General features: G+C 73.8%; 10 protein-coding genes. 4 read left to right on the top strand and 6 right to left on the bottom strand.

Going from position 1 to position 12496, the window contains the following annotated elements; genetic code table 11:
* Positions 1-6 precede the first annotated feature (6 nt).
* Complete coding sequence (locus E7Z53_RS17875) at positions 7-450, bottom strand: LapA family protein (RefSeq protein ID WP_176338479.1); 444 nt, start codon at positions 448-450, stop codon at positions 7-9.
* Positions 451-542: 92 nt separating this feature from the next.
* Positions 543-1211, bottom strand: coding sequence for an alpha/beta hydrolase family protein (locus E7Z53_RS17870; protein WP_035927654.1), 669 nt, complete (start codon positions 1209-1211; stop codon positions 543-545).
* Positions 1212-1289: 78 nt separating this feature from the next.
* Between E7Z53_RS17870 and E7Z53_RS17865 the strand changes: the two genes are divergently transcribed.
* A complete protein-coding gene (locus E7Z53_RS17865) occupies positions 1290-1898 on the top strand; it encodes a mismatch-specific DNA-glycosylase (protein WP_176338477.1) in 609 nt (202 codons plus the stop codon).
* Between the two features lie 31 nt (positions 1899-1929).
* On the opposite strand, the gene zupT is transcribed toward E7Z53_RS17865, so the two are convergent.
* Positions 1930-2715 carry a zinc transporter ZupT gene (zupT, locus tag E7Z53_RS17860; protein ID WP_176338476.1) on the bottom strand — a complete coding sequence of 262 codons (786 nt, stop codon included), beginning with the start codon at positions 2713-2715 and terminating at the stop codon, positions 1930-1932.
* Positions 2716-2834: 119 nt separating this feature from the next.
* Between zupT and E7Z53_RS17855 the strand changes: the two genes are divergently transcribed.
* Both E7Z53_RS17855 and E7Z53_RS17850 read left to right on the top strand, forming a co-directional pair.
* Complete coding sequence (locus E7Z53_RS17855) at positions 2835-3695, top strand: aminoglycoside phosphotransferase family protein (protein ID WP_176338475.1); 861 nt, start codon at positions 2835-2837, stop codon at positions 3693-3695.
* 102 nt (positions 3696-3797) lie between these two features.
* Complete coding sequence (locus E7Z53_RS17850) at positions 3798-7274, top strand: alpha-amylase family glycosyl hydrolase (RefSeq protein WP_176338474.1); 3477 nt, start codon at positions 3798-3800, stop codon at positions 7272-7274.
* Between the two features lie 89 nt (positions 7275-7363).
* On the opposite strand, the gene E7Z53_RS17845 is transcribed toward E7Z53_RS17850, so the two are convergent.
* The 3 genes from E7Z53_RS17845 to E7Z53_RS17835 form a co-directional block, all read right to left on the bottom strand.
* Complete coding sequence (locus E7Z53_RS17845; RefSeq protein WP_081994430.1) at positions 7364-8341, bottom strand: carbohydrate ABC transporter permease; 978 nt, start codon at positions 8339-8341, stop codon at positions 7364-7366.
* Entirely contained in the window at positions 8338-9324 is a 987-nt protein-coding gene (locus E7Z53_RS17840; RefSeq protein ID WP_176338473.1) for a carbohydrate ABC transporter permease, read from the bottom strand. The genes E7Z53_RS17845 and E7Z53_RS17840 overlap by 4 nt, the downstream gene beginning before the upstream one ends.
* Before the next feature lie 128 nt (positions 9325-9452).
* Positions 9453-10820: an ABC transporter substrate-binding protein gene (locus E7Z53_RS17835; protein ID WP_176338472.1), complete on the bottom strand. Its 1368-nt coding sequence runs from the start codon at positions 10818-10820 to the stop codon at positions 9453-9455.
* A 342-nt stretch (positions 10821-11162) separates the two neighbouring features.
* Between E7Z53_RS17835 and E7Z53_RS20915 the strand changes: the two genes are divergently transcribed.
* A complete protein-coding gene (locus E7Z53_RS20915) occupies positions 11163-12473 on the top strand; it encodes an HAD-IC family P-type ATPase (protein WP_369598020.1) in 1311 nt (436 codons plus the stop codon).
* Positions 12474-12496 lie beyond the last annotated feature (23 nt).

The raw sequence follows: 12496 nt of genomic DNA, 5'->3' as shown, positions 1-12496 counted from the left end.
CGGGGGTCAGCGCAGGGCGCGCTTGATGTCGGCGCGCTCCTTCTCGAGCTTGCGCACCCGGTGGCCCAGCTTGAAGAGCCGGACGGAGCCGACGAGACCCATGATGAGGGCGCCGGCGACCGCCGCGAGCAGCATGGCGACGCCGAGGGGGAGGCTGAACTGCCAGCCCAGGTAGTTGAAGTCCGCCGGGACGTTGTTCTGCAGGATGAAGACCAGCAGCAGGATCAGGATCAGCAGGCCGAGGATCAGGGCCGTCCACGCGGCGCCCGAGACGCCCTGCTTCTGGTGACCGTCCAGGGCGGGGTCCGTGGCCGTCTGCGGCCGGACGGCCGGCTCCCGGCCGGGCGCCGGCCGGTCCGCGGCGAACGCGTCCGCGGCGGGGGGCCGCGGCTCGTCCCCGGGGGCGGGATCGGGCCGGAGCGGGTCGGAGGATGCTGGGGTGGGGGCCATGACGGTTCTCTCCCTGGTCGCGGACGGGTCGCGGTGACCCTGTGCTTCTCACGGTAGTCCCGGTCGGTGCGCCGTTGAAGTCCCGCCGGTGCTCAGCGGGTCGTGCGTGTCCGCCGGAGGAAGCGGCGCACCTCGGCGGTGACCAGCGCGCGCGTGTCCTCCTGGCTCACGGGCCCGGACCGGCGGACCGCCAGGGCGTGGTCGGCGCCCTCCACCGGGACGACGTCGACGGCCGGCGCGCCGTCCGCGGCGGCCGCGACCTCGTCCGCGGAGCCGAAGGCATCCCGCGTGCCCTGCAGCACGAGCACGGGGACCGTGGGCCGCAGCAGCTCCTCGGCGCGCGAGCGCTCCGGGCGTCCCGGCGGGTGCAGGGGGAAGGCCAGGCAGACGACGGCGGACGCGCCCACGTCGGCGGCCGTCCGGCACGCCACCCTGGCCCCGGCGCTGCGGCCCCCGATGACCAGGGGCAGTCCGTCCGCCATGCCGGTCACGGCCGGCGCGGCGGCCAGCCACCCGGTGTCGAGGGCGGCCGGACGGGGAGCGACCCTCCGGCCGGCGAGCACCCACGGCTGCTCGTGGCGCACGACCGTGACGCCGTGGAGGGGGAGCTCGTCGGCGAGGGCGGTGAGGTCCGGGGCGCCGGCGCCCCCGCCCGCGCCGTGCCCGAGCCACAGCAGCGCGGTGGGGTGCTCGGCGGGGGAGACGAGCAGGCGTCCCGGCCCGCTCTCGGTGGGCACGGTGAGCTCGGTCGGTCGGGGCATGGCCACCACGGTAGCCCGGCGGGCGCCCGCGGCCGGCCCGTGGTGCCCGGCGGCGGGGGCGCGGCCTAGCATGTGGTCATGGCCTCCCCGAACGCGACCGGCGGCGCCCGGCCGAGCCGGGCGGACCTCGAGGCCGCCCGGGGCGCGACCCTGCCCGACCTGCTCGGCCCGGAGGTGCGGCTGCTGATCTGCGGCATCAACCCGAGCCTGTGGGCCGCGGCCACGCAGGCGCACTTCGCCCGGCCCGGCAACCGTTTCTGGCCGGCCCTGCACGACGCCGGGCTCACCGGCCGGCTCGTGGACTGCGCGGCCGGGATGAGCGCGGAGGACCGGGAGCACGTCCTGGGCCGGGGGCTCGGCATCACGAACCTGGTGCGCCGGGCCACGGCCCGGGCCGACGAGCTGGACCCCTCCGAGTTCGTCGCCGGCCGCGAGCGGCTGGCCGAGCTCGTCGGGCTGCTGCGCCCCGCCGTCGTCGCGGTCGCCGGGGTCACCGCCTACCGGCACGCTTTCGCGGACCCGGGAGCCCGGCTCGGGCGCCAGGACCGGGAACTGGCCGGGGCGCAGCTGTGGGCGCTGCCGAGCCCGAGCGGGCTCAACGCCCACGCGTCCCGGGCGAGCCTGGCCGCCGCGTTCGCCGAGGCCGGGCGGGCGGCGGGCCTCCCCGTCGCCCCGACACCGCCGTGACCCGGTCACGGGCGCCGCGTCCGCGTCCGCGTCAGACGAACAGCAGCAGGCTCACGGCCATGACCGCCATCCCGGCGACCAGCCCGTAGACGGACAGGTGGTGCTCGCCGTACTCCTGGGCCGTGGGCAGCAGCTTGTCCAGGGAGATGAAGACCATGATCCCGGCCACGCCCGCGAACACGACGCCGAAGAGCACGTCGTCGAGGAACGGCAGCAGGACGAGGTACCCGAGCACCCCGCCGACCGGCTCCGCCAGGCCGGAGAGGAACGCCCAGCGGAAGGCCTTCCGGCGGCTGCCCGAGGCGTGGTAGATCGGCACCGCCACCGAGATCCCCTCGGGGACGTTGTGCAGCGCGATGGCCACGACCACCGGGATCGCCACGGACGGTTCCTGCATGGCCGCCACGAAGGTCGCGAAGCCCTCGGGGAAGTTGTGGATCGCGATCGCCGCCGCGGTCATCGTCCCCATCCGCATGAGCCGGCGCTGCCGTCCGGCGTCGTCGTGCGGGTACTCGTGCGGGTTCACGCGGGAGGGCACCAGCCGGTCGATCACCGCGATCAGGACGATCCCCGCGAAGAACCCGCCCGCGGTGGCCCACGCCCCGGCGCGCCCCCCGAGCTCCGCGACCAGGGCCACCTGGGCCTTGACGAAGATCTCGATCATGGACACGTAGATCATCACGCCGGCCGAGAAGCCGAGGCTCACCGCGAGGAACTTGGCGTCGGTGCGCCTGGTGACCAGGGCCAGGAAGGCCCCCGCCCCGGTGGCCAGTCCCGCGAACAGGGTCAGGCCGAAGGCGAACAGCAGCTCGTTCACGGGCGGGTGGACTCCGTTCCGGCCGGGGGATGGGCGCTCGCAGTCTAACGAACACGGGCGGGGCGGACGGCCGCCCGGTGGGCGAAGATGGTCCGGTGACCTGCGCGGAGGACGGACCCATGACCGACGACGGCGCGGCCCGGCTCCGGGCCGGGCTCGCGGAGCGCTACCTGGCCGCGTGGCAGCTGGCCCCCGACGGGCGGTCCCGCGACGACGACGGCGCCCTGGCGCTGCCGGTGCGCACCCGGGCGGGGGAACCGGCGCTGCTGCGGATCGGCCCGCCGGGTGCCCGGGCCGAGCACGAGCACCTGGCGCTGCGGCTGTGGGGCGGGCGCGGCGCCGTGCGGCTGCTCCGAGCGGAGCCCGCGGACCGGGCGCTGCTGCTCGAGCGCACCGGCGAGCAAGACCTGCGGGACCTGCCGGACCTGGAGGCCTGCCGGGTGCTGGGCGAGCTGACCCGCACCCTGGCCCGCCCGCCCCGGCCCCCGTTCCCGCCGCTGTCCGCCGCGGCCCGGGGCTGGCGGGAGGACCTGGCCGGGGCCGCCGAGCTGGACGCCCGGTTCCCGCGGCGCTTCCGGCGGCAGGCGGTCGCGAACCTGGACCGGCTGCTGCGCGACGAGCTGGACACCGCCCTCGTGCATCAGGACCTGCACCCGGGGGCCGTGCGCGCCGCGCGGCGCGCCCCGTGGCTGGCCACCGGGGCGGACCCGGTGCTCGGCACCGTGGAGTTCGCCCTGGTGGCGGCCCTGTGGCCCCGCACCGAGGCCGCCGGCCACGGCGGGGCCCTGGCCGCGGCGCTCGAGGACCGGATCGAGGCGCTGTCCCTCGCGGCCGGCGCCGACGCCGAGCGCCTGCGCGCGTGGGCGCTCGTGCGGTTCGCCCTCGCCGCCCGGGAGGAGGCGGACCGGCCCACCGGCGCCCCGCACCGCGCGATCAGCAGGCTGGTGCAGCTGTGCAAGGCCGTGCAGAAAGGCGGCTGATCCCCCGGCCGCGCTCCCGGCTGTGATCCAGGTCACGGGATAGACTCCAGCACGTTTCCCGAGCACCCCCTGCTCGATCCCATCAACCCCACTGGAGACACCGTGAAACGTCGTCCATCCACCGTCCTGGCCGGTCTGCTGTCCGCCACCGCGGTTGGCGCCGCCCCGGTCGCCGTCGGCCTCGCCGCCGCCGCACCGGCCGCCGCCGCGCCCCCCGCCGTGACCCTCGTCGGCAGCCTGCAGGACGAGCTCGGCTGCTCCGCCGACTGGCAGCCGTCCTGCGCCGAGACCGTCCTCGCCCCCGTCGGCGGGGGCACCTACGAGGGGACCTTCGAGGTCCCCGCCGGCACCTGGGAATACAAGGTCGCCCTCGACGGCGGGTGGGACGAGTCCCACCCCGCCGAGAACCTGCCGCTCGTGCTCGAGGGCCCCGCCACCGTGGTGTTCAGCTTCGACGACACCACCGACGCGGTCTCCGTGCGCCCGGCCGCGGTGGGCGGCGAGGAGGTCACCGAGCAGGACCGGGCGCTGGCCGGCGACAGCCTGCGCGCCCCGGTCACCTCCGAGCAGTTCTACTTCGTGATGGCCGACCGCTTCGCCAACGGCGACCCTTCCAACGACACCGGCGGGCTCGAGGGGGACCGGCTCGAGCACGGCTTCGACCCCACGGACAAGGCGTTCTACCACGGCGGCGACCTGCAGGGCATCCAGGAGAAGCTGGACTACATCGAGGGCCTGGGCACCACCGCCATCTGGCTGACCCCCTCCTTCAAGAACCGCCCGGTGCAGGGGGAGGAGGGCGCGGAGAGCGCCGGCTACCACGGCTACTGGATCACCGACTTCACCCAGATCGACCCGCACCTGGGCAGCAACGAGGACATGCAGCAGCTCGTCGACGCCGCCCACGCCCGCGGGATGAAGGTCTACTTCGACATCATCACCAACCACACCGCGGACGTCATCGACTACGCCGAGGGCACCACCGACTACGTCACCAAGGCCGAGGAGCCCTACCGCGACGCCGCCGGGGAGCCCTTCGACGACGCCCGCTACGCGGGCTCCCCGGAGTTCCCCGCGACCGACCCCGCGACGTCGTTCCCCTACAACCCGACCTTCCGCTCGCCGGAGGACGCCGGCGTCAAGGTCCCCGAGTGGCTCAACGACCCGAACCTGTACCACAACCGCGGGGACTCCACCTGGTCCGGGGAGTCCGTCACCTACGGCGACTTCGTCGGCCTGGACGACCTGTTCACCGAGCGCCGCGAGGTGGTCGACGGGATGGTGGACATCTACTCCGCCTGGGCGGAGATGGGCATCGACGGCTTCCGCATCGACACCGTCAAGCACGTCAACCTCGAGTTCTGGCAGGAGTTCAGCCCCCGGGTGCTCGAGGCGGCCCGGGCGCGCAACGAGGACTTCTTCATGTTCGGCGAGGTCTACGACGCCGACCCGGCGTACCTGTCCTCCTTCACCACGGACGGCCGGCTGCAGGCCGTGATCGACTTCGGCTTCCAGGCCCGGTCCCTCGAGTTCGCCAAGGGCGGCGCGACCACGTCCCTGCGGGACTTCTACGCCGCCGACGACCACTACACCGACACCGACTCGAACGCCTACCAGCTGCCCACGTTCACGGGCAACCACGACATGGGCCGCGCCTCCTGGCTGCTGTTCGACGCCGGTTTCCGGGACGAGGAGCTGCGGCGGCGCGTGGAGCTGTCCAACGAGCTGATGTTCCTGACCCGCGGCCAGCCGGTGGTCTACTACGGCGACGAGCAGGGCTTCGTCGGCTCCGGCGGGGACCAGCTGGCCCGCCAGGACATGTTCGCCACCCAGGTCCCGCAGTACCTGCAGGAGCCCATGATCGCGGCCGAGCCCGGTGCGGCCGACCGCTACGGCACCGACCACCCGCTCTACGAGCAGATCGCCGAGCTCTCCGCGCTGCGGGCGGCCCACCCGGCGCTCGCCGACGGCGCGCAGCTGCACCGGTACTCCTCCGACCAGGACGGGGTCTACGCGTTCAGCCGGATCGACGCGGACGAGCGGCGCGAGTACGTGGTGGTCACCAACAACTCCGAGCAGACCCGGACCGTCACCGTTCCGACGTCATCGGACAACACCCAGTTCACCGCCCTCTACGGGACGGACGGCAAGGATAAGCGCAAGTCCGGCAAGGACGCCCGGCTCGACGTCGAGGTCGCCCCGCTGTCGACCGTCGTGTACCGGGCCGGGCGGGCCCTCGACCCCGAGCAGGAGGCCCCGCAGGTGCGCCTGCAGGCCCCCGACCTCGGGGCCGACGGCCGGACCGAGCTGCGGGCGGACGTCCCCGGCCGCGGCTTCGCCCAGGTCAGCTTCGCCGTGCGTCCGGCCGGGACGCAGGAGTGGACGGCGCTGGGCACGGACGACAACGCCCCGTACCGGGTCTTTCCCGACACCGCCGACGTGGCCGACGGGACCCTGCTCGAGTACCGGGCCGTGCTGAAGGACTCCTCCGGCAACCTCTCCGCCTCCTCGGCCTGGGCCGTGGCCGGTGCGGGGGGCGCCCCCGCGGACGGCGGGGGCACGGGCCCGGTAGTGGGCGAGGTGCAGCAGCCGGACGCGGTCTCCGTGCCCGGCACGCACAACACCGAGATGGGCTGCGACGCCGACTGGGCGCCCGCCTGCGAGCAGGCGCAGCTGCGCCTCGACCCCCAGGACGGGATCTGGAAGGGCACCTTCGACCTCCCGGCCGGGGGACACTCCTACAAGGTCGCCGTCGACCGCGCCTGGGACGAGAACTACGGCGCCGGCGGCGCGCTCGCCGGGGCCAACATCGGCTACGACGCCCCGGGCGGACCGGTGACGTTCTACTACGACCCGGCCACGCACTGGGCGACCACCGACGCCGACGGGCCCCTGCTCACGGCCTCCGGCACGTTCCAGGACGAGCTCGGCTGCGCCGCCGACCGCACCCCGGACTGCCTGCGCCCCTGGCTGCAGGACCCGGACGGGGACGGCACCCACGCGTGGTCCACGACCCTGATCCCGGCGGGGGAGTACACCTTCCGCGTGGTGGAGGACCTCGGCGCCGGCGCGGCGTACGGGCAGGACGGGGCGGTGGACGGCGCCGAGGTGAGCCTGACGGTCCCCGAGGACGGGATGGTGGCCACCATCGAGTACGACGCCGCCACCCACGAGATCCGCACCCGGACGGGCGCGGCCGAGCAGCCCGCCGCCGGCCCCGACCTGGGCACGGCCCGGGCCGCGTGGGTCGGGGCGGACCTGCTGGCGGTCCCGGCGGGCACGGTCCCGGCCGGCACGGACCCGGCCCTGCTGGACTGGTCCCTCACCTGGGGCCCGGACGGCGCCCTGGCCCTCGACGCCGAGACCGTCACCGGCGGGCGCAGCGTGCCGGTGACCGTCGCGGAGCTGCCGGCCGGCGTCGTCGCCGAGCACCCCGAGCTGGCGGGTGGGACCGCCCTGCGGGTGGACCGGCGCACCGCCCGGCAGGCCGGGGAGATCCTGGCCGGCCAGGCCGTGGTCTCCGCCACCGACGGCACGGGCCGGATCGTGGCCGCCACCGGCGTCACCGACGCCCGGTAGCACCGCACCGGCCCGGGCACCGGGCAGACGGAGAGGCCCCCGGAACCGCGGTTCCGGGGGCCTCTCCGTGCGCCGGGGCCGGCGGGCGCTCAGCCCTTCACGCCACCGGCCAGCAGCCCGCGGACGAAGTAGCGCTGCAGGGCCAGGAACACGATCATCGGCACGACCATGGACACGAAGGCCCCGGCGGAGAGCAGGTGCCACTCCGAGCCGCGCGTGCCGGCCAGCTCCCCGAGCCGCACCGTCAGGGGCGCCACGTTGAGGTTGGAGCCGAAGGTCAGGCCCACGAGCAGGTCGTTCCACACCCACAGGAACTGGAAGATCGCGAAGGACGCGATCGCCGGGACCAGCAGGGGCAGCAGCACCCGGAAGAAGATGGTCACGTGCCCGGCGCCGTCCATCCGCGCGGCCTCGATGAGGGTCCGGGGGATGTCCATCATGAAGTTGTGCAGCAGGAAGATCGCCAGCGGCAGGGCGAAGATCGTGTGCGAGAGCCACACCGCCCAGAAGGACCCGGACAGGCCCCACTGGTTGTACTGGGTCAGCAGCGGGATCAGGGTGATCTGGATCGGCACGATCTGCAGGGCGAACACGGCCACGAACAGCCAGGAGCGGCCGCGGAAGTCGATCCACGCGAACGCGTAGGCGGCCAGCAGCGCCAGCGTGATCGGGATGACCACCGCGGGCACCGTGATCACCACGGAGTTGACGAAGAACGCCGCGAAGCTCGAGGTCGCGGACCCGGTGATGACCTCCTCGTAGTTGGCCAGGGTCACGGACGGGTCCGCGAAGAACGTCCACCAGCCAGAGCGGCGGATGTCCAGCTCCGGGCGGAAGGAGGTGATCAGCAGGCCCAGCGTGGGGGTCGTCCACAGCACCGCGATGAGGACCGCGGCGAGGGAGGCCCACGGCGAGCTGAGCTTCGTCCTCGCCCGTGCGGCCCGCTCCCCGAGGCCGCGGCGCCGCCCCGGGGCCACGGTGGTCCCGGCGGGACCGCTGCGCTCCGGGCGGCCGTCCTCGACGAGGTCCTCGGGCGAGGCGGGCGGGATGTTGGCGGCGGTGGTCATCGCTGCTCCTCGGAAAGCTTCATCTGCCGGATGTTGTAGAGCACGATCGGGATGACCAGCACGAACAGCGCCACGGCCAGCGCCGCGCCGATGCCCGGCTGCCCGAGCGGGAAGCTCTGCGTGTAGAACTCGTTGGCCACGATCGAGGTGCCGAAGTTGCCGCCGGTCATGGTGCGGACGATGTCGAAGACCTTCAGGGTGCCCATCGCGATCGTGGTGATCACCACGACGATCGCCGGGCGGATCGAGGGCACGGTGACGGAGGCAAACATGCGCCAGGCCCCGGCGCCGTCGAGCCGCGCGGCCTCCATGATGTCGTCCGGGATGGCCTTGATGGCCGCCGAGAGCACGGTCATCGCGAAGCCGGTCTGGATCCAGATCATCACGGCGATCAGGAAGAAGGTGTTCCAGGGCGGGTCCAGCAGGAACTGCTGGGGCGGCACGCCCAGCCACACCAGCAGCTGGTTGAGCAGGCCCGTCTGCCGGACGCCGGGCTGGTCCGGCTTGAACTCGTAGACGAACTTCCAGATGATCGACGCGCCCACCAGCGAGATCGCCATGGGCAGGAAGATCAGCGTCTTGGCGAGCTTCTCGAAGCGGGTCCGGTCCACGAGCACCGCGTACACCAGCCCCACGGCCGTGGCCACGGTGGGCACGAGCAGCACCCACAGGGCGGTGTTGAGCAGGACGACCTGGAACCCGTCCTCGGTCAGGATGGTGCGGTAGTTGTCCAGCCCCACCCAGGTCTGCCGGTCCCGGGCCTGGAAGGAGCCGAGCACGGTGCGGGCGGCCGGGTACAGCAGCCCGAAGACCAGCAGGGCCACGGCGGGGCCGAGGAAGCCCACCAGGGGCACCCAGCGGGGCAGGGAGGGCCGGTCGACGAGCCACAGCACGGCGGCCGTGACCCCCACGAACAGCAGGATCGCCACGCACATGACGATCAGTTTCTCCGCCGTCGTGTCGGCGTTCAGCAAAAGGTCCACGAAGAGCTCCTCAGGGCTCGGTTCCGGCGGCCGTCGTCGGCGCCGCGGGTCCGTCCGGCGGCACGGGGCGGGCGGGCCGGGTCGCGGGGACCCGGCCCGCCCGCCGGTGCGTCACGGACGGCCTGCGGTCACTCGGACGGCCAGCTCTTCTCGATGTCGGCCAGGACGGTCTCGCTGTCCTCGCCGAGGGAGATCCAGTCGGTCATGCCGTTCCAGAAGGACCCGGCGCCGACCGCCGCAGGCATGAGGTCCGAGCCGTCGAAGCGGAACACCGCGTTCTCGTCGGTCAGCTGCTCGTAGGCCAGCTTGTCGATCGGGGACTTCAGGTTCTCCGGGTCCAGGCCGGAGTTGGCGGAGATCCAGCCGAACTCGGTGGCCTGGGCCTTGGCGTTGGACCACTCCGGGCTGGTCAGGTAGGCCTGGAAGGCCTGGACCTCGGGCCGGTCGGCGAAGGCGACGGTGAACTCGCCGCCGCCCAGGATCGGCTTCTCGTCCTCGGACTTGCCGGGCAGGTAGAACGCGAAGACGTCGCCGTCCTCGGCCACGTTGGTGCCCTCGGGCCAGTTGGCCTGGTAGAAGGACGCCTGGCGGTGCATCCAGCAGGACCCGTCGAGGATCGGCAGGCCGGCGTCGCCGAAGGCCGTGGTGGCGATGGAGCGCACGTCGCCCAGGCCGCCGTTGACCATCTTGTCGTCCTTGAGGATCGCCCCGGCCGCGTCCAGGGCTTCGACGACCTGCGGGTCGTCGAAGGGGATCTCGTGGTTGACCCACTGGTCGTAGGCCTCGGGCCCGGCGGTGCGCAGCATGGTGTCCTCGAGCCAGTCGGTGGCCGGCCAGCCGGTGGCGTCGCCGGACTCGATGCCCGCGCACCACGGCTTGGCCCCGGTCCCGGCGATCGTGTCCGAGAGCTCCATGAGCTCGTCCCAGGTCTGGGGCACCTCGTAGCCGGCCTCCTCGAACATGGAGGGCGAGTACCAGACGAAGGACTTGGCGTTCGCCCCGAGGGGGGTGCCGTAGAAGGTGCCGTCGACCGTGCCGTACTCCTTCCAGGAGGGATCGTAGTACTCGTCGACGTTGGCCGCGGCGTCCTCGCCGACCGGCTGGATGACGTCCGGGTGGTCCTCGGCGATGGTCCGGATCAGGCCCGGCTGCGGGACGAACGCGACGTCGGGCGCGCTGCCGGACTGCAGGCGCACGAGCAGCTGCGCCTCGAACTCGCGGGAGCCCTCGTAGACGATGTCCGCGCCGGTGCACTCCTCGAACGGCGCGTAGGAGTCGATGTGGGACTGGTCCTCGGGCGCCACGATCGAGGTGTAGACGCTCACGCTCTTGCCGCTGAGGTCGCCGTACTGCTCGAACGCGGAGCAGTCGACGTCGCCGCCGGCTGCGGTCGCGCCCTCGGAGCCGCTGTCGCCGCCGCAGGCGGTGAGCGTCACGGCCGCGGCCGTGGCGGCGAGCGCCAGGGTGATGCGTCGGGTGCAGGGGGATGTGGACATGGGCTGTCTCCGATTTCCCGGTCGGCCGGCGTGCGGGCCGGCCATGCGATGGTTTCGATTTCCGCACTCGGAGCCTGGGAAACCACGGGGGTTACCGCCGAGGAACATTTGTGCGAACGCGATGAAGGTACCACAACAGTGACCTGGCACACATTGGGTTCGGGACTCGAAGACAAGGTGTTGCAAATGGAAATATGCGATCCCCGTGAGGCCGCCCCGGCCGCGCTCGCCGCCGGGGCTCCGTGCGCGCGGACCGGACGCGGCCCGGCGGTGCGATGCGCCGGGTCCGGGGCCGGCCCGTCACACGGTGCGGAGCCCCGGGGCCGGACGGACAATGAGGGCGTGAGCGCCGAGACCGTGCCGCCGGATCCCTCCCTGCGCGAGCCCGGGGAGCTGCTCGCCGAGCTCGGCGTGCAGGCCGACCGCGGGCTGAGCTCGCCCGAGGCCCGCCGGCGCCTGGAGCGGCACGGGCCCAACGAACTGCGCTCGGCCCCGCCCGTCCCGGGCTGGCGCAGGCTCCTGGCGCAGTTCCGCGACCCGCTCATCCGCCTGCTCCTGGTCGCGATCGTGGTCTCCACGGCGGCCTGGGCGGCCGAGGGCGCCGTGGGACTGCCGGTGGACGCGATCGTCATCCTGCTCGTCGTGGTCGCCAACGCGGTGCTGGGCCGGGTCCAGGAGGTGCGCGCCGAGGACGCCGTGGCGGCCCTGGCGGTGCTCACGGCCGCGAACTCGACCGTGCTGCGTGACGCCCGGCTCACCACCGTGCCCTCGGCCCAGCTGGTGCCCGGGGACGTCCTGGTCCTGTCCGAGGGGGATGCCGTGGGCGCGGACGCCCGGCTGCTCCGGGCCACGGCCCTGCGCGTGCAGGAGGCGTCGCTCACGGGGGAGTCCGAGGCCGAGCTGAAGGACCCGGCCGTCCTGCCGGGCCCGGTGCCGCTGGGCGACCGGCGGAACATGGTCTACCGGGGCACGGCGGTGGCCCAGGGGGTCGGCCGCGCCGTGGTCGTGGCCACGGGCATGGACACCCAGATGGGGGCGGTCGCCCGGATGCTGGACCGCACGCAGGCCGACCCGTCCCCGCTGCAGCGGGAGGTCGCGGCCGTGTCCCGGTCGCTGGGGCGGATCGTCGTGGCCGTCGCCGTCGTGGTGATGCTCGCGGTCGTCCTGGTCCACGGGGTGGAGGGGGTGCAGGAGCTGGTGACGGTCCTGCTGCTCGGGGTCTCCCTGGCCGTCGCGGCCGTCCCGGAGGGGCTGCCCGCCATCCTGTCCCTGGTCCTGGCGATCGGGGTGCGGGCGATGGCGCGCCGCAACGCCGTGGTCAAGGACCTGCACTCGGTCGAGACGCTCGGGGCGGCCTCGGTGATCTGCGCGGACAAGACCGGCACGCTGACCCGCAACGAGATGACCCTCCGGCGGATCGTCACCCCCTCCGGGACGGTGGAGCTCTCCGGCTCCGGCTACGCCCCGGAGGGCCGAGCCGCCGTCGTGGACGCCCGTGCTCCCGCCGGGCAGGTCCTGCAGGAGGCGCGCGGCGTGCTGGTGGCCGGGGCCCGGGCCAACAACGCGCAGCTGCGCCGCGAGGACGGGGTGTGGTCGGTGCAGGGGGACCCCACCGAGGCCGCCTTCCTCACCGCGGCGCACAAGCTGGCCTGAGCCGCGGACCGGGCCGGCGACTT

It is taken from the genome of Kocuria salina (assembly GCF_013368965.1).
GTDB lineage: Bacteria > Actinomycetota > Actinomycetes > Actinomycetales > Micrococcaceae > Kocuria > Kocuria rosea.
This window is presented reverse-complemented; position numbering and strand designations above follow the sequence as displayed.